This window comes from Nocardiopsis chromatogenes YIM 90109 (assembly GCF_000341185.1).
In the GTDB taxonomy this organism is placed as follows: Bacteria; Actinomycetota; Actinomycetes; order Streptosporangiales; family Streptosporangiaceae; genus Nocardiopsis_A; species Nocardiopsis_A chromatogenes.
Genome location: NZ_ANBH01000023.1, coordinates 1 through 19294 on the forward strand (window position 1 = coordinate 1; position 19294 = coordinate 19294).

The 19294-nt window shown below is 73.2% G+C and carries 18 protein-coding genes; 10 read left to right on the plus strand and 8 right to left on the minus strand.

Annotated features, from left to right (window positions below; all coding sequences use genetic code 11):
- The coding region (locus D476_RS31805; protein ID WP_040724948.1) for an FGGY family carbohydrate kinase at positions 1-363 on the minus strand (363 nt) is incomplete at its 3' end.
- 211 nt (positions 364-574) lie between these two features.
- On the opposite strand from D476_RS31805, the gene D476_RS0101930 reads away from it, so the two are divergent.
- Together D476_RS0101930 and thiI are read left to right on the plus strand one after the other, a co-directional pair.
- Positions 575-1600, plus strand: coding sequence for a 6-phosphofructokinase (locus D476_RS0101930; RefSeq protein WP_026123139.1), 1026 nt, complete (start codon positions 575-577; stop codon positions 1598-1600).
- A gap of 339 nt (positions 1601-1939) precedes the next feature.
- Entirely contained in the window at positions 1940-3217 is a 1278-nt protein-coding gene (gene thiI, locus D476_RS0101935; protein WP_017622299.1) for a tRNA uracil 4-sulfurtransferase ThiI, read from the plus strand.
- 123 nt (positions 3218-3340) lie between these two features.
- Here the strand turns inward: thiI and aroF are convergent, their stop codons facing one another.
- Positions 3341-4381, minus strand: coding sequence for a 3-deoxy-7-phosphoheptulonate synthase (gene aroF, locus D476_RS0101940; protein ID WP_017622300.1), 1041 nt, complete (start codon positions 4379-4381; stop codon positions 3341-3343).
- A gap of 304 nt (positions 4382-4685) precedes the next feature.
- On the opposite strand from aroF, the gene D476_RS0101945 reads away from it, so the two are divergent.
- The 3 genes from D476_RS0101945 to D476_RS0101955 all read left to right on the plus strand — a co-directional run bounded on the left by D476_RS0101945 (position 4686) and on the right by D476_RS0101955 (position 6639).
- Positions 4686-5288, plus strand: coding sequence for a molybdopterin-dependent oxidoreductase (locus D476_RS0101945; protein ID WP_017622301.1), 603 nt, complete (start codon positions 4686-4688; stop codon positions 5286-5288).
- Positions 5289-5458: 170 nt separating this feature from the next.
- Positions 5459-5842, plus strand: coding sequence for a hypothetical protein (locus D476_RS0101950; RefSeq protein WP_017622302.1), 384 nt, complete (start codon positions 5459-5461; stop codon positions 5840-5842).
- A 62-nt stretch (positions 5843-5904) separates the two neighbouring features.
- The gene (locus D476_RS0101955) at positions 5905-6639 is read left to right on the plus strand and encodes an endonuclease/exonuclease/phosphatase family protein (protein ID WP_017622303.1); all 735 of its coding nucleotides are present in this window, start codon (positions 5905-5907) and stop codon (positions 6637-6639) included.
- 74 nt (positions 6640-6713) lie between these two features.
- Here the strand turns inward: D476_RS0101955 and D476_RS0101960 are convergent, their stop codons facing one another.
- On the minus strand, positions 6714-7574 hold the full coding sequence (locus tag D476_RS0101960) for a lysophospholipid acyltransferase family protein (RefSeq protein ID WP_017622304.1): 861 nt from the start codon (positions 7572-7574) through the stop codon (positions 6714-6716).
- A gap of 218 nt (positions 7575-7792) precedes the next feature.
- Between D476_RS0101960 and D476_RS0101965 the strand changes: the two genes are divergently transcribed.
- The 4 genes from D476_RS0101965 (at position 7793) to macS (ending at position 10607) form a co-directional block, all read left to right on the plus strand.
- Positions 7793-8560: an alpha/beta hydrolase gene (locus tag D476_RS0101965; protein ID WP_017622305.1), complete on the plus strand. Its 768-nt coding sequence runs from the start codon at positions 7793-7795 to the stop codon at positions 8558-8560.
- Positions 8557-9390 carry a hypothetical protein gene (locus D476_RS0101970; RefSeq protein WP_017622306.1) on the plus strand — a complete coding sequence of 278 codons (834 nt, stop codon included), beginning with the start codon at positions 8557-8559 and terminating at the stop codon, positions 9388-9390. The genes D476_RS0101965 and D476_RS0101970 overlap by 4 nt, the downstream gene beginning before the upstream one ends.
- A gap of 21 nt (positions 9391-9411) precedes the next feature.
- Positions 9412-9699 (plus strand): DUF5931 domain-containing protein, encoded by a 288-nt coding sequence (locus D476_RS40020; protein WP_017622307.1) that lies wholly within the window; start codon positions 9412-9414, stop codon positions 9697-9699.
- On the plus strand, positions 9663-10607 hold the full coding sequence (gene macS / locus D476_RS31810) for a MacS family sensor histidine kinase (protein WP_020380427.1): 945 nt from the start codon (positions 9663-9665) through the stop codon (positions 10605-10607). Before D476_RS40020 ends, macS begins: the two co-directional genes overlap by 37 nt.
- 106 nt (positions 10608-10713) lie before the next feature.
- On the opposite strand, the gene D476_RS0101980 is transcribed toward macS, so the two are convergent.
- A complete protein-coding gene (locus D476_RS0101980; RefSeq protein WP_017622309.1) occupies positions 10714-11664 on the minus strand; it encodes an ROK family glucokinase in 951 nt (316 codons plus the stop codon).
- Between the two features lie 469 nt (positions 11665-12133).
- On the minus strand, positions 12134-12655 hold the full coding sequence (locus D476_RS0101985) for a hypothetical protein (protein WP_017622310.1): 522 nt from the start codon (positions 12653-12655) through the stop codon (positions 12134-12136).
- 273 nt (positions 12656-12928) lie between these two features.
- On the opposite strand from D476_RS0101985, the gene D476_RS0101990 reads away from it, so the two are divergent.
- Entirely contained in the window at positions 12929-14728 is a 1800-nt protein-coding gene (locus D476_RS0101990) for an AMP-dependent synthetase/ligase (protein ID WP_017622311.1), read from the plus strand.
- 1026 nt (positions 14729-15754) lie between these two features.
- On the opposite strand, the gene D476_RS0101995 is transcribed toward D476_RS0101990, so the two are convergent.
- From D476_RS0101995 to D476_RS31815, 3 genes are all read right to left on the minus strand, one after another.
- Complete coding sequence (locus tag D476_RS0101995; RefSeq protein ID WP_017622312.1) at positions 15755-16759, minus strand: C40 family peptidase; 1005 nt, start codon at positions 16757-16759, stop codon at positions 15755-15757.
- Positions 16760-17359: 600 nt separating this feature from the next.
- Entirely contained in the window at positions 17360-18364 is a 1005-nt protein-coding gene (locus D476_RS0102000; protein ID WP_017622313.1) for a C40 family peptidase, read from the minus strand.
- A 641-nt stretch (positions 18365-19005) separates the two neighbouring features.
- Positions 19006-19294 (minus strand): NYN domain-containing protein (locus D476_RS31815; RefSeq protein ID WP_040724953.1); only part of this gene is annotated, 289 nt, incomplete at its 5' end.

Consider the following 19294-nt stretch of genomic DNA (forward strand, 5'->3'; position numbering starts at 1 on the left):
GACCTCGGTGACCCGGTCCTCGTGCCCGGCGTCGCGCAGCTCGGTGCAGATGTCGGCGGTGCGGCGGTCCTGCCACACGATGGCCCGGCGGGGCGAGGAGCCGCGCTTGCGGTTCCACAGCACCGCGGTCTCGCGCTGGTTGGTGATGCCGACGCACGTGGGCGGCGTACCGGCCGCGTCCAGGGCGGTCTGGCACGCGGCCAGGGTGGCCTGCCAGATCTCCTCGGGGACGTGCTCGACCCAACCGGCCTCGGGGTAGTGCTGTGCGAACTCCTGGTATCCGCGGGCGAGGACGCGGCCGTCCTCTCCGACCATGAGGGCGGTGACGCCGGTCGTCCCGGCGTCGATGGTGAGCACGGTCATCTGCTGGCCTCCAGTGCTTTCGGCGACTATGGTCTAGACCATGTGGGCGGTGGGAGGCGGCCGCACCCCACCGGGTCGCCGCAGCGGCCGGGGTGCAGGGCTTCCCGTGATGCCGGTCACATCGCTGCCGTTAGGCTGACGTCAGCGGACCGCGAGGTCAAGGGTCGAAACGCACGGCATTGCACACGGCTACACGACGAGGAGCAGGCGTATGCGAGTGGGGGTTCTGACCGGCGGCGGAGACTGCCCGGGCCTGAACGCCGTCATCCGCGCCGTTGTCCGCAAGGGCATCAAGGACTACGGATACGAGTTCGTGGGCTTCCGGGACGGCTGGCGCGGCCCCCTGGAAGGCGACACCATGGAGCTCGACCGCGCCGCCGTGCGCGGCATCCTGCCCCGGGGCGGCACCATCCTGGGCTCCTCCCGCACCAACCTGATGAAGATCGAGGGGGGTGTCGAGCGCGTCAAGGACAACATGGCGGGGCTGGGCATCGACGCCCTGGTCGCCATCGGCGGGGAGGACACCCTGGGCGTGGCCACGCAGCTCACCGAACAGGGCGTCAAAGTGGTCGGGGTTCCCAAGACCATCGACAACGACCTCAACGCCACCGACTACACCTTCGGCTTCGACACGGCGGTCAACATCGCCACCGAGGCCATCGACCGGCTGCACACCACCGCCGAGTCGCACCACCGCGCGCTGGTCGTGGAGGTGATGGGGCGGCACGCCGGGTGGATCGCCCTGCACTCGGGCATGGCCGCGGGCGCCAACGCGATCCTCATCCCCGAGCGGCCCTTCGACATCGACGAGGTCGTCGGCTGGGTGGAGAGCCGGTTCCAGACCGAGTACGCACCCATCATCGTGGTGGCCGAGGGCGCCCACCCCAAGGACGGGCAGATGGAGCTGTCCACGGGCGAGAAGGACAGCTTCGGCCACGTGCGCCTGGGCGGCATCGGGCAGCGCCTGGCCGAGGAGATCGAGAAGCGCACCGGCAAGGAGTCCCGGTCGGTGGTGCTGGGGCACGTGCAGCGCGGCGGCACGCCCTCGGCGTTCGACCGGGTGCTGGCCACCCGGCTGGGCGTGCAGGCGATCGACGCGGTGCGCGACCGCGACTGGGGCAAGATGGTGGCCCTGCAGGGCACCGACGTCGTGCGGGTGGAGCTGTCGGCCGCCACCGAGAAGCTCAAGACCGTCCCGCCGGAGCGCTACGCCGAGGCCGAGGTCTTCTTCGGCTGAGGAGCGCCCGCTCCGAGGCCCCCGGCGGGCCTCCCCCTGCGGGAACGCCCCCTCGTGCGAAGGCGTCTCCCCCGGGCCCCGCGCCGCGGCGCGGGGCCTTCCGGCGTCCAGGGGCGGCTGCGGCCGGAAAGCCCGGAGGGGCCACGGCGCCGGAGGGAAGACAATCGGAGCCGAGGGGGTTGACCCCTTTCGGAGAGGCCCCCTCCCCCGTCCGCCCCGGACCCGCCGCCCGTTCCGACCGGTGGCCCGCGTGGCGGATACTGGAGGGATCGGAGCGTGGACCCCCGCGCGAGGGCCCTCCGACCGACCGCTTTCCGACCCTCACCTGGAGATGCCGCCATGGCCGTCACGTCCGACTCCGCCCCCGACACCGCGCCCGAGGGCACCACCGCCTCCGGCTCGGCGGGTGCCGGTTCCGGGCTGGGCGAACTGTGCGTGCTGATGAAGCTCGGCGAGATCGTGCTCAAGGGCAGCAACCGCAAGCTCTTCGAGCGCCGCCTGCACAACAACATCCGCAACGCCGCGCGGGGGCTGGGCGAGGTCAAGCTCACCCAGCGCGGCGCCGGCGTCATCATCCTGCGCATGCCCGGCGCCTCCGACCTGGAGGTAGCCGAACTGGCCGAGCGGATGCGCTCGGTGATGGGCGTGGTGTGGGTGCACCAGGTGCGCCGGGTCGCCAAGGACATCGACGCGGTCACCGGCATCGCCCTGCGCTCCATGGCCGGGCGCACCGGCACCTTCGCCGTGCGGGCCCGCCGCCGGGACAAGCGCTTCCCCATGACCTCCTCGGAGATCGCCGGGACCGTCGGCGCCCGCATCAAGGAGGAGACCGGCCTGCCGGTGAACCTCAAGCGCCCGGAGAACACCGTCTTCATCGAGGTCGACAAGGACGAGGTGTTCGTCTTCACCGACGGCATGCCCGGCCAGGGCGGCCTTCCGGTGGGCATGAGCGGGCGCGGACTGGTGCTGATGTCCGGCGGCATCGACTCGCCGGTGGCCGCCCACCGGATGATGCGGCGCGGCCTCAAGGTCGACTTCCTGCACTTCTCCGGCATGCCGTTCACCGGCCCGGAGTCCATCTACAAGGCCTACAGCCTGGTCCGCCAGCTCGACCGGTTCCAGGTCGGCTCGCGGCTGTTCGTGGTGCCGTTCGGCAAGGCCCAGCAGCAGCTCAAGAGCTCGGGCGCGGAGAAGCTGCAGATCGTGGCCCAGCGGCGGCTGATGCTCAAGACCGCCGAGGCCCTCGCCGACGACCTGGGCGCCGAGGCGCTGGTCACCGGCGACGCGCTGGGCCAGGTGTCCAGCCAGACGATGACCAACCTGACCGCGCTGGACGACGCGGTCGACGTGCCGATCCTGCGGCCGCTCATCGGCATGGACAAGACCGAGATCATGGACCAGGCGCGGGCGATCGGCACGCTGTCCATCTCCGAGCTGCCCGACGAGGACTGCTGCACCCTGCTCACCCCGCGCCAGGTGGAGACCGCCGCCAAGATCGCCGACCTGCGCCAGATCGAGAAGCGGCTCGACGTGGAGGAGCTGGCCGAGCACCTGGCCGCCAATACGCAGCTGCACCGGCCCAGCTTCCTCGGCGACGCCGCCCCGGCCAAGGTCTGATCCCCGGCCGGGGGCGCCCTGCCCCTGCGGCGCCCCGTGCGTCCGGCCGCCGCCCCGTCCCGCCGCGCCGCCCCCGCGGAGGCGGCGACGGCGGCGCGGCGGGACGGCGGCCCGGCCCCGCTGTCAGACCACGGCCGGAGCCGGGGCCTCGGCCAGGGTGCGGCCCAGCAGCGCGGCGTGCGTCTGGGCGGCGTCGCGCAGCTCGGCCAGGTCGGACTCGACCAGGGCCTGCGGGCCGTCGCACAGCGCCGTCTCCGGCCGGGGGTGCACGTCGACGATGACCCCGTCGGCGCCCACGGCCAGGGCGGCGCGGGACAGCGGCAGCACCAGGGAGCGCTTGCCGCCCGAGTGCGACGGGTCGACGATCACCGGCAGGTGGGACAGGTCCTGGGCGACCGGGACCGCGCTGATGTCCAGGGTGTTGCGGGTGGCCTTCTCGAAGGTGCGGATGCCGCGCTCGCACAGCACGATGTCGAGGTTGCCGCGCTGGGCGATGTACTCGGCGGCCATCAGCCACTCCTCGATGGTGGCGTTCATGCCGCGCTTGAGCAGTACCGGCTTGCCGGCCTCGCCCGCGGCCTGCAGCAGGGCGAAGTTCTGCATGTTGCGGGTGCCGATCTGCAGCATGTCGGCGTAGGAGGCGACCAGGTCCACGTCGGAGGCGTCGACCACCTCGGTGACCACCGGCAGGCCGGTCTCGTCGCGCACGTCGGACAGGATCTTCAGCCCGGCCTCTCCCAGCCCCTGGAAGGCGTAGGGGGAGGTACGGGGCTTGTAGGCGCCGCCGCGCAGCAGCGAGGCCCCGGCGTCGGCGGCCATGTGCGCCGCCTGGAGGGTCTGTTCGGGGGTCTCCACCGCGCAGGGCCCGGCGATGACCGTGGTGTGCCCGGGGCCGATCGGCACCCCGCGCACGGTGACCAGGGAGCGCTCGGCGTTGTTCTCCCGGCTCACCAGTTTGTAGGGCGCCGAGATGCGCAGCACGTCGCTCACCCCCGGAAGCGCGCGCAGGTCCAGCGTCTCGAAGTGCCGGACGTCCCCCACCAGACCGATGATGGTGCGGCTGACGCCGCGCGTCACGTAGGCCTCGCCGCCGGCGGTGGCGACGAGATCGGCGACGGCTTCGATATCGGCTGAGGAGGCGTCGGGCGCCATGACGATGACCATGTCCTGATTTCCTTCGGCGTCGGGGTCGGAGGCGGTTCCGGGGCGGCGGACCCTGAGACGCGAAGAAGCCCCGGGCCGTCCGGCCCGGGGCTTCTTTCGTAACGTCCGTCTCAGCGCAGCGCTAGGCGGGCGACCGTCCAAGCCAGGGGCCGGTAGCCATAAAAGCGCCAAAAGCTGTGCTGCATGTGAGCGACTATAGCGCACGGCGGAGGCGCGGGCGCACACCCGGGGCAGGCGCCCGGCGCGGCGCGGAAGGCTGGCAGGATGGCGGAAAGGCCGCAGCGGGACCGCATAGGGGGTTCGATTGGCGCAGGATCGACTGCCGCCGGGGCAGTACATACCGCGCGAGCACTCCGCGGTCCACTACGGCCCGGTGCCCCGCTTCCGGCCGCACCGGTGGGACTTCCGCGTGTACGGCGCCACCGAGGATCCCACGGGGTACCGGTGGACATGGGAGGGGTTCGGCGCGCTGCCGCGCACCGAGGTCGTGGCGGACTTCCACTGTGTGACGCGATTCACCATCCCGGGGGTGCGCTGGCAGGGGGTGTCGTCGGTGGACCTGGTCGAGGCGGCCCCTCCCGCGGAGGAGGCGACGCACGTGATGCTGTGGGCCGAGTACGGCTACAGCGCCAACGTGCGGATGGACGACTTCCTGCGGGACGGGGTGCTGCTGGCGACCCACCGCGAGGGCGAGGAGCTGACGCCGGAGCACGGGTTCCCGGTCCGGATGGTGGTACCCCACCTTTACGGCTGGAAGAGCGTGAAGTGGCTGCGGGCGGTCGAGTACCTGACCACGGACCGACGCGGCTTCTGGGAGGAGCGCGGGTACCACAACCTGGCCGATCCGTGGTCGGAGCAGCGCTACTCCTACCAGGAGGACCCCGGGGACGGCCCGCCGCTGATCTGAGTCCGGCCCCCGGGCCGGTCCCGGCGGCGTCTCAGGACAGCGTTCCCCCGGGTTCAGGTCCGACGGCTCTGCCGTACCCCACGGCGCGGAGGTGATCCCGGTTCCGTCCGGCCCGGTAGCGGCTCCGCCAGGACCGCGGACGGGCCGCCGGACGGTGAGGGAGGCCGCCGATGCTGCTCGTCCTCCGGATCGTGGTGGGGCTGCTGGTGATCGCACACGGCCTCGTCCACCTCCTCTACCTGGCCGCGGACACCCCCGAGTTCTCGTTCGACCGGTCGTGGCTGCCCCGGGCGGCACGGCGCCCCGTCGGCCTGGTCCTGGTGGCATTGACGGTGCTCGGCTTCGCGTTCCTCGGGCTGGCGGTCTGGGGCGTGCCGGGCCTCGCCCCCGCCTGGCCGCAGATCGCCGCGGCCGCCTCGCTGGCGTCCGCACTGCTGATCGTCCTGTTCTGGACCACCCGGCTGATCGTCGGAGTCGCGATCGACGCCGCGCTGCTCCTCGCGGCCGTGACGCGGCCGGAATGGGCGGACGCCCTCATCGGCGCTGAAGGGTGACCTTCCGGCGGCGACCGCCGCCTCTGCGGCGCGAGGGCGGCGTCTCGGGGTAGACCACGGGTGTGGAAGCGACACCGGCCGGAACCCGGTTCCGGCTGCTCACCTACAACATCCGCGCCATGCGGGACTCGCGTCCGGCCCTGTACCGGGTGATCCGCGCGTGCAGCCCCGACGTGGTCTGTCTCCAGGAGGCCCCACGGCTGCTCCTTTGGCGGCTGCACCGGCGGGCTCTACAGCGCGCGACGGGCCTGGTCCCCGCCGTGGACCGGCGCTCCTGCGGGCTCGCCGTGCTCGTGCGGCCCGGGGTCGCCGTCCTGGACGCCCGGCACACGCTCCTCACCCGGCGCCGCGGCCTGCACCGCCGGGCGGTGTCCATGGCGCTCGTGGAGGTCGGAGGCCGGTCCGTCACCGTCGCCTCCACCCATCTCGACCTTGAGGAGGCGGCCCGGTGCGACCACGCCCGGGAGGTGCTGGAGCACCTGCGCCGGTTCGCGGACGGGACCCCGCGCGTCCTCGCGGGGGACGTCAACGGCACGCCCGGGGGCGCGGCGTGGCGGATCATCACCGCGGAGCTGGCCGACGCCGGTGCGGCGGCCCCGCTCGGGGAAGCCGCCACATTCTCGGCCCGCCGTCCCCGGCACCGGATCGACGCCGTCTTCTGCGGGCCCGGGGCGCGGGTGCTCGCGTCGGGGGTGCCCGTCGACGAGGTGGACCGCGCCGACGTGGAGGCGGCCTCCGACCACCGGCCGGTCGTCGCCGACCTGCGTCCGGATCCCGGTACCGGCACGGGCCGGTGAGCCCGGCCCGCTCCGGCGGGCGGGCGGCGCCCGGCGCCGGGGCGATGGCCCCGCCGCGCGTCCGGGCGCGCCCCTCAGCTCTTCTCCGGCTGCTCCTCGGCCGTGCCGGGCTCCTCGGCGCCCTCGTCCTTCTTCGCCTCGCGCTCGGCCTTCTTCTCGCGCTTCAGGGCCTTCTTCTCGGACTTGCGCTTGGCCCGCTCGGCACGCCTGCGCTCCTTGGCGTCGGCGTGCTGCTCCTTCCTCTCCTCCTTGGCCGCCTGCTCCAGCTCGCGCTTGACCGACTGGGCGTAGCGGTCCACGTACTCCTGGCCGGAGAGCGACAGCAGGGCGTACATGATCTCGTCGGTGACCGCGCGCAGCACGCGGGGGTCCTTCTCCATGCCGTAGTAGCGGGAGAAGTCCAGCGGCTCGCCGAAGACGACCTTGGGGCGGATGCCGAGCTTGGGCACGGTGCGCCCGGGCGGCATGATCTTGTCGACGTTGATCATCGCCATCGGCACGACCGGGGCGCGCGACTCCAGGGCCAGGCGCGCCACGCCGGTGCGGCCCCGGTACAGCCGCCCGTCGGGCGAGCGCGTGCCCTCCGGGTAGATGCCCAGCAGCTTGCCCTGCTTGAGCACCCGCAGCCCGGTGCGCAGCGCGCCCTCACTGGCCTTGCCGCCCGAGCGGTCGATGGGGATCTGGCCCACCCCGGTGAAGAACAGCCGGCTGACCAGGCCCTTGGGGCCGGTCCCGGTGAAGTACTCGGCCTTCGCCAGGAAGGTGATCTTGCGCGGCAGCGGCAGCGGACCGAAGAAGTGGTCCGAGAACGACAGGTGGTTGCTCACCATGATCGCCGGACCGGTGCGCGGCACGTTCTCGACGCCCTCGGCGCGCGGTTGCCACAGCACCGCCAGCACCGGGCCCAGAATCGCCTTCACAACCCAGTAGAACACCGAGACTCACCCCCGCACCGGCGGGCGGTGTCCGGACACGCGTGCCACGATCGCCTTCCCGCTTCCACGAACAATCCCGGCCATCTTCGCATTGGTCGGGACCGACTACCAATGCAGGTCCCGCTGCCGCCCGGACCCCGGGGTACCGGAAGGCCCGCGCGCGGGTTAACTTCGTAATCCGCGCCCGACGTCCCGACCGCCCGCCCGAGGAGCGTCCCATGCCGCTGCTGCCCGGCGCCGAACCCTACAGCGCCCCCGGAGGCCCCACGGGCGTCCTGCTGTGCCACGGGTTCACCGGATCACCCCAGTCCATGCGGCCCTGGGCCGAGCACCTGGCGCGGGCGGGCCTCACGGTCGAGCTGCCTCTGCTGCCCGGCCACGGGACCACCTGGCAGGAGATGAACCTCACCACCTCCGACCAGTGGCTCGCGGAGGTCGAGCGGGCGCTGGAGGAGCTGCACCGGCGCTGCGACGAGGTGTTCGTCATGGGGATGTCCATGGGCGGGTGCCTGGCGCTGCGGCTGGCCCAGAAGCACCCGGACAAGGTCGCGGGTGCGGTGCTGGTGAACCCGTCACTGGCGCTGGAGAACCCGCTGCTGCTGGTGGCTCCGCTGATCAAGGGACTGGTGCCGTCCACGGCCGGGCTGTCCGACGACATCAAGAAGGCCGGGGCGCACGAGGTGGGGTACGACCGGGTGCCCACCGCGGCGGCCGCGACACTCCCGAGGCTGTGGCGCGCGGTCCGCAGGGGCATGCCCGCGCTGCGTGCGCCGGTTCTGGCCTACCGAAGTCCGGAAGATCATGTCATCGGGCCGCAGAGTCTGCGTATCCTCACGAGTAAGGCGGTCAACACCACGGTGGCCGTCCGCTCGCTGGGCGACAGCTACCATGTCGCCACCCTGGACAACGATGCCGCCGCGATCTTCGAGGGCAGCCTCGGCTTCGTGCGCGAGCACAGCAGAAGCGGGGAAGGACGACAGCGATGACGCATCGCCGCGGCAACGGGCTGCTGGCGGACGCCTATGTGCCGCTCATCCTCCTTCCTCCGGCCTCGGCCGACCTGATGCTGGAGGCGCTGGGGCGGGAGGGGATCGCCGCCTACGCGATCCGCCTCGACGCGGGGATGTCCGACCCCGCCCCCGACGCGGGGGGCACCGCCACCGACCACCTGTACGTGGACGAGCGCGAGCGCGACGCCGCCGAGCGCGTCCTCCGCGCCGAGCTGCCCGACCTGGACGGGGACGCCGCCGCCGACCGGGGCGCGGCCGGGCCCGCCGCGGAGACCGCGGAGGACCGCACCGACGTCCTCGCCGACACCGCGCCCGGGGGCGCCCGGGACGAGGACGACGTCTGGGCCGACCTGGTGGCGCGCTTCTACGAGACCGGGACGGGGGCCGAGGACGGGCCTCCGATGTGGCCCGACGCCGAGAACGTCGCCTCGGGACGCACGGACGGGGCGGACGCCCCCGGCTCCGGCGCCGAGGACACCGCGCCCTCCCTGGACACCGGCGACGCCTCCGACGGCGACGAGGACGACGGGCGGCGCGGCGGCCGCGCCCCGGAGGACGAGGGGGACCACTTCGTGCCGCCGCCCCCGCCCCCGCTGCCCCGCGGTGACATGATCGGCCGCCTGGCCTGGGGCGGACTGTTCGGCGGCCCGGCGGTGCTGCTGGTGTCGATGCTGATGGGCACGCGGCCCGGGTGGCTGGCGTTCTGCGCGGTGGCGGCCTTCATCGCCGGGTTCGTGGTGCTCGTGGTGCGCATGGGCGACCGCGCCTCCGGCGACAACGGCCCCGACGACGGCGCGGTCGTCTAGGCCGGGCGCCCGGACGCGTTCATGGGATTCGAGGCCCCCCTGTGGCGGACGATCGCGGTCTTCCGCGCCGCCTCCCTGGCCTACGCCGTGTACCAGGCCGTCGACACCCACCGGCTGCTCGCGCACCCGCTGGGCGCGGCGGCGGTGCTGGCGGTGATGGCGGGCTGGACGGTGTTCACCGTGTGGGCCTACGGCCGCGGGCGCGGCCGGTTGGACGAGCGGGTGCTGGCGGCCGCGGACGTGGCGGTGGCCNGTCGGCGACCGCGCTGGTGGTGGAACCGGTCTACCTGCGGCACGCCCCGCCTCTGACCTCGACCTGGTTCGCGGGGGCGGCCCTGGCGGCGGCGGTGGTGGGCGGCCGCCGGTGGGCGTTGTGCGTGGCGCTGGGGCACGGGGTGGTGGACATCGCGATGCGGGCGTCGCTGGGCCTGGACATCACGGCGGCGGTGCCGCGCGGAGTGGTGCTGCTCCTGTTGGCCGGGTACTCGATGGGCTACCTGGCGCATTACGCGCTGCGGGCCGAACGGCGCCTGGCCGAGGCGGTGGAGATCGAGGCCCGCACGGCCGAGCGGGAGCGGCTGGCCCGGTCGATCCACGACTCGGTGCTCCAGGTTCTGGCGATGGTGCGCCGCCGCGGGGAGGAGGTCGGCGGCGAGGCGGCCGAGCTGGGGCGCCTGGCGGGCGAGCAGGAGGTGCGCCTGCGCACCCTGGTCGGCAGCGGCCCGGCGGCCGCACGCCCTGAGGAGGCCGGCGCCGACGCGCCTTCGCACCCCGCATCCCGCCTCTCGCGCGCCGCGTCCCCTCCGGGCGCCGCCTCCCCCGCCGCCGACCTGCACATGGCTCTGGCGGAACTGGCCTCCTCCCGGGTGACGTTCGCGGGCCCGGCCGACCCCGTGCGCATGCCCGCGCACGCGGTCGCCGAGATCCGCGCGGCGGTGGAGGCGGCACTGGCCAACGTGGACCGCCACTGCCCGGAGGGGACACGGGTGTGGCTGCTGCTGGAGGACGAGGGCGGCGAGGTGGCGGTGACCGTCCGCGACGACGGCCCGGGAATGCCCCCCGACCGCTTGGAGGAGGCCCGCGCCCAGGGGAGGCTGGGGGTGTCCCAGTCGATCCGGGGCCGCATCCGGGACCTGGGCGGGACGACAGAGGTGGTCACCGCCCCGGGCGAGGGCACCGAGATCGAGATGCGCGTCCCGCTGGACGGCACGGGCTGATCCGGGGCCGTTCGTCAGGCCCGTTGTCACTGCGTGTAGCCGGTATCGGCCCCCGCGTGGCCTCCGCGGGACCCGGCAGAGGACTCCAGGCGCCCCCGCGGGCGCCCTACCTCAGGGCCAGGTCGGCCGCGCCGATGATGCCCGCGGGTTCTCCGCCCAGTTCCGCTTGGCGGATCTCGGCCAGCCTGCGGGTGGCCCGGCCCGTCACCGCCCGGGCGTAGGCCTCGCGCGCCGGTCCCAGCAGGATCTCCCCCGCTGCGGACACGCCCCCGCCCACGACGAAGCACTCCGGGTCCAGGATCGCGGCCAGGTCCGCCAACCCCTGGCCGACCCACTCCCCCACCGCGGCGAAGCACCGCAGCGCCGCGGGGTCGCCCTCCTGGGCCGCGCGGGTCACCTCCGGCCCCTCGATGCCCTCGGGGTCGCCACCGGCCGCCTCCAGCAGGCGTGCGGCCGCCTTCGGCTCCGCCGCCGCCAGGGCGCGCGCCTCGGCCACGAGGGCGCTCCCGCTGGCGTACTGCTCCCAGCACCCCTGGTTGCCGCAGGCGCAGCGGCGGGCGAAGGGCACCATCCGGTAGTGGCCGATCTCCCCCGCCGCGCCGAACCGGCCGCGCCGCAGCTCCCCGTCGACGATCAGCGCGCCGCCGACCCCGGTGCCCAGGGTGATGACCACGGCGTCCCGGCGGCCCCGGCCGGCGCCGAAGCGGAACTCGGCCCAGGCGGCGGCGTTGGCGTCGTTCTCCACGACCACGGGCAGGCCGACGCGGCGGGCGATGCGCTCGCGCACGGGGTCGTCGGCCAGTCCCAGGTTGCCCGCGAGCACGATCCGCGAGCGCGTCTCGTCGACGAAGCCCGCCGTGCCCACGCCGACCGCCGCAGGCGCCGCGTCCTCGCCCTCGCGCAGCTCCCGCACGAGCCCGGCCACCGCCTCGGCCAGGTGCTCCCCGTCCCCGCGGGGCGTGGGCGCCTTGGCGCGGCGCAGGATGCGCCCCTCAGGGTCGACGGTGCCCGCGGCGATCTTCGTGCCGCCGATGTCGACGCCGATGGTCAACGCCATGGGGGTGCTCCTCGCGTGTGCCGGGACGGACGGGTGGGCCGAATGGAGTAAACCAAAGGTTTGGACCACTCGGTGCCACCAGCCCCCCGGTTTCCGGAGCGGCCCCCGGGTAGGGGCGCGGCGCCGTCGGCCGTGTCACCCGCGGTGCCGACGGCCGTGTTCGTCCTCATCCGTTCTGCACGGTGATGAGCACTCTGACCTGGGCGCCGAGCAGATCGTTGGAGACGGTCGGCGCGCGAAACCCCATGCGACCTGCTCACGGTCGGCGGTCGTCTCATCTGATCCGCTCGGTGCCCGCCGAGCGCGCCTGGCACGAGAGCGCCCCCTGGCCCGCGTCGGCATGCCGGACGGCGCACCGCTCCCGCCGTCGGCCGGGCAGGCCGTGTGGGACTCCGGCCGGTGGTGGGCGGCCCGGATGGGAACCGAGCAGGTCACGTGCGACAGGACAGGCCGTCCACCGGCGCGGGGCCTACTCCTCCGTGCCGCCGGTGATCTCGCGGTTCCGACCGGACTCCGACTCGCGTGCCGCGCGCTCCCGGGCCTCGCGTTCGCGGCGCTGGCGTTCGAGCTCCTCGCCCGCGATCCTCCAGCTCTCCTGCACCGCACCGAACAGGGCCACCCCGGCGCGGCCCAGGTGGCCCGCGACCTCGGGCGCCGCCGTGCGCACCACGCCCGCCAGCCGGTCCAGCGCGGGCTCCGGCGGGGCCTGCTCCTCGCGGATCGCCTGCTCCCACACGTCGCCGGTGCGCGGCGGCGGGGACGCCACGGTGGACACGCCCTTGCGCACACCGGCGATGATCAGCTTGCGCTGGAGGGAGTCCACCAGCCGGATCGCGTCGTCGATCAGGTCCGCCGAGGGGCCGCCGTCGCGCCCGTTCCCGCCCCGGGCGGCCGCGCCGCCTGCGGCGGCCTCGGCCGCGTCGCCTGCGCGCTCCTCGGCCGCGCCGTCCTCCCGGCCGTTCGCGCGCGCCTCGCCGTCGGACTGTGCCATGGTCGCCCACCCCTGCTCGTGTACCGGACTCGCCGCCCACGTTAGCCGCCCGCGCGCGGGTGCGGCCGCCGGGCGGCCGGGAACCGGGGGAAACCCCGAGCCGTTTCAGGGACACCCGGCCCGGCCCAGGGGATAATGCCCGCCTGGGGAGCGGAATCGTCCCTGTTCGGTCACCATCCGATACCGAACCTGGAACCGGTTCTACCGACGAGTAGCCAAAGTTGTTACCGTCGTCACGTCCCCTCGCCGACCCCGTCTGTCCAGGAGCCGCACGTGCGCGAATTCAGCCGACCCGTCAAGGCAGAGATCTCTTCGGACGCGCGCCTGCCCGATACGGTGTTCGCGCGCGCCGAACAGGAGCCCACCGCCGTCGCGCTCCGCCGCCAGGAGTCGGGCCAGTGGCGCGACGTCACCTGCAAGGCCTTCCGCGACGACGTCGTGGCCATCGCCAAGGCGCTGATCGCCGCCGGGATCGAGCACGGCGACCGCGTCGGCCTGATGGCCCGCACGCGCTACGAGTGGACCGCCGTCGACTACGCCGCCTGGTCGGTCGGCGCCGTCACCGTCCCGATCTACGAGTCCTCCTCCGAGGAGCAGGTCCAGTGGATCCTCGGCGACTCGGGCAGCAAGGCCGTCTTCGTCGAGACCGCCGAGCACGCCGCCCGGGTGGAGTCCGTGCGCAAGGAGCTGCCGGAGCTGGCCCACGTGTGGGAGATCGAGGACGGCGGCATGGACCGCTTCCTGGCCACCGGCTCCGACGTCGAGGAGTCGGCCGTCGAGGAGCGCCGCACCGCGGGCGGCGTGGACGAGCTCGCCACCCTCATCTACACCTCGGGCACCACCGGGCGCCCCAAGGGCTGCGAGCTGACCCACCGCAACCTGCTCTTCACCATCCTCAACGTCATCCAGGGCCCGCTGGAGGAGGTCTTCACCCTCGAAGGCCGCTCGACGCTGCTGTTCCTGCCGCTGGCGCACTCCTTCGCCCGCATCATCCAGATCGGCTGCATCGAGTCCAAGACCATCCTGGGCCACTTCCCCAGCACCGGCCCCGAGCTGATCGACGCCCTGGGCGTGTACAAGCCGACCTTCCTGCTGGCCGTGCCGCGCGTGTTCGAGAAGGTCTTCAACAAGGCCGAACAGAAGGCCACGGCCGAGGGACGCGGCAAGGTCTTCAACGCCGCCGCCGAGACCGCCATCGCCTACAGCCGCGCCCTGAGCAGCGGAAACGTCCCGCTGGGGCTGCGCCTGCGGCACGCGCTGTTCGCCAGGCTCGTCTACGGCAAGATCCTGGCGGCCGTCGGCGGCCAGGCCCGCTACGCCGTCTCCGGCGGATCGGCGCTGGGCGAGCGGCTGGGCCACTTCTTCCGCGGCGTGGGCCTGACCATCATCGAGGGCTACGGCCTGACCGAGACCTCCGCCCCCACCGCCGTGAACACCCCGGACCTGAACAAGATCGGCACCGTCGGCGCGCCGTTCCCGGGGGTGTCCATCCGCATCGGCGAGGACGGCGAGGTGCTCTGCAAGGGCGACCACGTCATGCGCGGCTACTGGAACAACGAGGCCGCCACCAAGGACGCCTTCGACGAGGAGGGCTGGTACCGCACCGGCGACCTGGGCACCCTGGACCAGGACGGCTACCTGAGCATCACCGGCCGCAAGAAGGAGATCATCGTGACCGCGGGCGGCAAGAACGTCGCCCCCGCGGTGATCGAGGACCGCATCCGCGGCCACGCCATCATCAGCCAGTGCATGGTGGTCGGCGACAACCGCAAGTTCGTCTCCGCCCTGATCACCATCGACCCCGAGGCCTTCGACTTCTGGAAGAGGCAGAACGGCAAGACCGGGGACATCCCCGACCTGGTGGACGACCCGGACCTGGTCGCCGAGGTGCAGAACGCGGTGGACGACGCCAACAAGGCCGTCTCCCGGGCCGAGTCGGTCCGCAAGTTCACGATCCTGCCGCTGGACTTCTCCGAGGAGGGCGGCCAGATGACCGCCTCGCTGAAGATCAAGCGCCACGTGATCACCCAGCAGTTCTCCGAGGAGATCGAGGCGCTCTACTCCGACGGCTGAGCCCCCGGCCGGACCGCCGGAGGACCGCCGACAGGGCCGGGCGCCACGCGCCCGGCCCTGCGCATGCCGGTGCCCGGTCGCAGGACGGCCGCAGGTCGACGCGGCCGGTCGGCGACACCCGCGGACGCAGGCCGCGTCCGCTGGAGGACACGGTCGGCGCATCCGGCACGGTTTCCACCCGGGGAGCAGGAGAGCGAATCGGCAGGTCCGGGTGGTGGCCGGTGCCGCCCCGGTGGGCCGCTCCTCCGCACCGGCCGATGTCACCGCGGCAGCGGGCACGTGCCTCAGGGGTCCGCCCGACCCGCAGTAGCGCGAACTGCGTCGAACGAGGCCCCTGCCCGGGGTAGGGGAACGCGGCGACACGACAGCCGCCCGGTCCCGCCGCACGTCGTTCCACCGTCCCGCTGGGACGGCACCGGCAGCACCCACCCGCCGGATCCGCCGACAGGGTCCCTGGAGCGGTGTCACTTCCGTCCGCCGGGTCTGCGCGGCATCCACGCCGATAGGCGGGCCTCGTCGGCCGTCAGACGCGCCGCGCAGACCGGGTCCCAGCCGGTCGCGTCCGCTGTGGTGGCGGAGTTTCCGTCCGATCAGGTCGGCGGAGCGTCACGGCCTTGGGGCGGCCCCCTCAGTGCCGGTGCCGTGACCGGCGCCCCCGCCCGTCTGCGGGCGGCCGAAGACCGACCGCCCGGGGCGGCCGCGACCGCGAGAGGTTCCACCACTCCACCCGACGCCCTGTCGGCGCTCAGGTGCCCGTGTGATGTCCGCCGGAGCCGCCATGGGCCCGAGGGGCCCTGTGCAGGCACACACGGCTTCAGCGGACATCTCGACGCGTTCCAGGACGATCCGGTCGAACCAGCCGCCTCGACCGACAGGCACACATAGGCCCGAATACCCATCGGGGTCCTGGAGCGGACCGCCTCCCGATACTCCTCGGCACATCGGCCCACGACAGAAAGAGGGCCGCGGCGCCCTTCCAGGTGCCGCGGCCCCTTCGCCCGCATGCGCGAAGGGCGCATACAGGCGCTAGCCGACCCGCACGGCCGAATGGAACTTCTGCCGGTAGTAGCTGTTCAGCTGCACTTCGAGCACCGGCTTCGACGAGGTGGAGGCGTGCACCATCTTGTTCTGGCCCACGTACATGCCGACGTGGCTGGGCCCGTCGTAGAAGAAGATCAGGTCGCCGGGCTGCAACTGGTCCCAGGAGACCTTCGTGCCGGCGTTCACCTGGTCGTAGGTGGTGCGCGGCAGGCTGACCCCGGCCTCGCGCCATGCGGCCTGCACCAGGCTGGAGCAGTCCCACACGTCCGGGCCGTTGGCGCCCATCCGGTAGGAGTCGCCGATCTGGGCGTAGACGAAGTCGACCGCCGCCTGGGCGTTTCCGCTGACCTGCGGCGGAGTCGCTCCACCACCGGAGCCGCCCGAGGAGGACTCCTGGGCCCCGCCGTCCACGCCCTCGGTGGCCGCGGCGCGCTCCTCGGCGGTCAGGTCGTCCAGCAGCGACTGCTGCTCTTCGAGCTTCTCCTCGGCCTTCTCCTTGGCCTTCTCGGCGTCGTCGAGACGCTCCTCGGCCTCCTTCTCGGTGTCCTCCGCCGATGCCTCGAGCTCGTCCAGCTTGCGCTTCTCCTGGACGTAGTTGTCCAGGCGGTCCTGCTGGCTCTGCGAGAGGTACCCCAGGTCGGAAGCCTGCCGGAGCGCATCGTCCGGCCCGCCGGACGTCGCCAGGAAGGGCACCGAGGTGTAGTCGTCGCCGCTGTAGGCCGCCGTGGCGAGCTCGCGGACGCCGGACTGCATCCCGTCGAGCTTGTCCGCCACCTCCTTGCGGTCGGCCTCGATGTCGTCCAGCTTCTCCTGGGCGGCGTCGTGGTCCTGCTCGGCCTCGTTGTAGGCGGCGGCCTGCTCGGCGTGCTCCTCCTCAAGCTGCTCGACCCGCTCGCGCACCTCGTCCGCGGTGGGATCGGCCGACGCGGCTCCGGGGAGGACGGTCGAGGCGAGAAACGCGCCCACGGCGACGAAGCCCGCGGCCGCCATGCGACGGCGGTAGGGACCGCGCTCGCGTGGTTGGTGCACGGTGGTGGCCCACCTTTCTCCCGTGGTCCGCCTACCGGAGGGGCACGCACGGCTCATGCGACGCTGCGCGGCCCGGTTCGGGGGCAGGTGTCCGCGGACGGCGGATGCGGCGGGGGGCCGCTTCGGGAGGTCGGTCGCCGTGCGCGGTGCTCCGGTCTCCGCTCCGCGGGGCGTTCGGCGCCTCCCGCGGCGGAGTTCGGCGGGTCCGGATCGTCGCCGCCCGGGTGGCAGCGAGAGGAACGACCCGGCTCGGCGGAACAGTAGTGCATCCCCGCCGCCTTCTCAACCGATTCGTTACCTTCGAGTGGGAATTCCGGGGTGACCGAAATCGCCGAAAAGGTCGGCGCCGCCCGCGCCGCACGGATGCGGCGCGGGCGGCGCCCGGAGGTTCGCGGTCCGGCTAGGGGGTGTTGCCTGGATCATGACCTACTGCGCGGCGCCCAGGCACGCCCCTCGCCGCGCTCTCATCAGCCGACAGCCTGCTGACCGACCCTCCCAGCGGCCCTGCGATGGACATGGCACCGCCAGTGCCGTCTACGGCCACGATCCGAGCAACACCCCCTAGACCCGGACGCCGTACATGAACTGGCCGTCCCAGTACCCGGCGAGCGGCACGACCTCGACGTTCTTTCCGGTGCGCGGCGCGTGCACCATCTGGCCGTTGCCCAGGTACAGGCCGTCGTGGCCCAGGCCGCTGAACATCAGGATGTCCCCCGGCTGCAGCTGGTCACGGGTGACGTGGGTGCCCGCCTCGGCCTGGCCGTAGGTGGTGCGCGGCAGGCTCACGCCCGCGTTCTGCCAGGACCGCATGACCAGGCCGGAGCAGTCGTAGCCGTCGGGGCCGGCGGCGCCGTAGATGTAGGGCTTGCCGACCTGGGACAGCGCGAAGTCCAGCGCGGCGCGGGCGTTGCCCGAGCCGTTGTTGGCGGCGTCGGAGCCGGAGGCGCCGCCGCCGTCGGGGGCCGCGTCGGCCTCCGGGAACTCGGCGAGGAGGTCCTCCTGCTCGGAGATCTTCTCCTCGACCTCGTCCTTCTTGTCCTCGGCCTCGTCCTTCTTGTCCTTGGCCTCCTCAAGGGCGGAGTCCGCCTCGTCCTTGAGCTTGAAGAGGCGCTCGTTGGAGTCGCTGAACTCGTCGAGCTTGGCCTTCTGGTTGTCGGAGAGCTTGCCGACATCCGCGGCCTGGTCCATCAGGTCCTCGGGGTCCTCGACGGTCAGCGCGAAGGACTTGGAGTCGAGGTCTCCGCCCTGGTAGGCGGCGCTGGCGATCTGCGACGCCTCCTCCTTGAGCTCCTCATAGCGGTCCTTCTCCTCGCCGACCTGCTCCTCGAGCTCGTCGGCCTTGGCCTTGGCCGCCTTGTAGTCCTCGTTGGCCTCGTTGTACTCGTCGACGACCTTGCCGGCCTCTTCATTGAGCTCGTCCAGCTTCTTCTGGACGTCCTCACGGCTCTGCTCCGGTTCGGCGCTGGCCACACCGGTCCCGGCGGACGCGATCAGACTGCCGGCCGCCACGACCCCGAGACCGGTCGCTACCCGGCGGGCCGTGCGCCGACCACCGTTGTTCGCCATGGCGGTCCACGCTCCTTGCTGGTCGGGCCCCTCGGGGGCCTGGGTAGGGGGACGAGGGCCGGGCCCCGGCCCCGCGCGTGCGGGACCGGGAAGCGGGGGTGCCGCGCTCTCCTCCTCGGCTCGGGGCCGGGCGACACGGCAGCACGACCGCTCGCTCCCATGGGGTTACGGGGAGCCCCACTCCCCGGCGGGCTCCACCCTGCAGGCGGTACCGGCGCCGGGGCACACGGGGCAATCAAGCTCCTGGGAAAAACTAGCGGACCGCTTTACCCGCCTCAACCACAACAACGAAACAATAACGGCGCCCCACACCCGCCCCGACGCCGTTCCCCCTGCCCAGTACGGCTTCACAGCCCCGGCTCCGACTTGGTCACAGCTGCGTCACACGCCGGTCGAGCAACCTTCAAGCACGCTAAAGTACCGCCTCCCGAACACGTCACACACCACTCCCCCGGAGCGCAGCGGCATCCTGCCCGGTGGAGTCACCAGTGATCTCGTAGCGGTTCCGCCACACAGGGCATCCCGGGGCACTTACCGCCTCAGTGTTCGCTTCGCCCGGTTCCCCGACCCCGGCGCCGCCTCCTGCACCCCGCTCGACGGCCAAGGCGGCCCGACGAGCGCTTCGGATGCGCGGCCCCCCACTACCGCCCCGGCTCCAAACGGCGCAGGAGCAGGGACGACGGCACCGGGCGCGCACCCTCCCCGCGCACCGCGGCGATGATCTCCTTGTCGGCCGTCACCACCGACAGCGGCCGCCCCGGCGGCTCGGTCCGCACCAGGTGCACGATGAGCTCGTCGGCGGTCTCCCCCGGCTCGCTGAACAGCAGCCGCACCCGGCGCTGCCCCTGCTGCGCCGGGGCCTCCACGTCCGCGCCGTCGAACACGCAGGTGATCTCGGCCTTGGTACGGCTGGGCAGCCCCCCCCCCGCG

Coding starts and splice junctions, on each gene's coding strand:
- D476_RS0101930 (WP_026123139.1), top strand. CDS start 575: ATGCGAGTGGGGGTTCTGACCGGCGGCGGAGACTGCCCGGGCCTGAAC.
- thiI (WP_017622299.1), top strand. CDS start 1,940: ATGGCCGTCACGTCCGACTCCGCCCCCGACACCGCGCCCGAGGGCACC.
- aroF (WP_017622300.1), bottom strand. CDS start 4,381: ATGGTCATCGTCATGGCGCCCGACGCCTCCTCAGCCGATATCGAAGCC.
- D476_RS0101950 (WP_017622302.1), top strand. CDS start 5,459: ATGCTGCTCGTCCTCCGGATCGTGGTGGGGCTGCTGGTGATCGCACAC.
- D476_RS0101965 (WP_017622305.1), top strand. CDS start 7,793: ATGCCGCTGCTGCCCGGCGCCGAACCCTACAGCGCCCCCGGAGGCCCC.
- D476_RS0101970 (WP_017622306.1), top strand. CDS start 8,557: ATGACGCATCGCCGCGGCAACGGGCTGCTGGCGGACGCCTATGTGCCG.
- D476_RS0101980 (WP_017622309.1), bottom strand. CDS start 11,664: ATGGCGTTGACCATCGGCGTCGACATCGGCGGCACGAAGATCGCCGCG.
- D476_RS0101985 (WP_017622310.1), bottom strand. CDS start 12,655: ATGGCACAGTCCGACGGCGAGGCGCGCGCGAACGGCCGGGAGGACGGC.
- D476_RS0101995 (WP_017622312.1), bottom strand. CDS start 16,759: ATGGCGGCCGCGGGCTTCGTCGCCGTGGGCGCGTTTCTCGCCTCGACC.
- D476_RS0102000 (WP_017622313.1), bottom strand. CDS start 18,364: ATGGCGAACAACGGTGGTCGGCGCACGGCCCGCCGGGTAGCGACCGGT.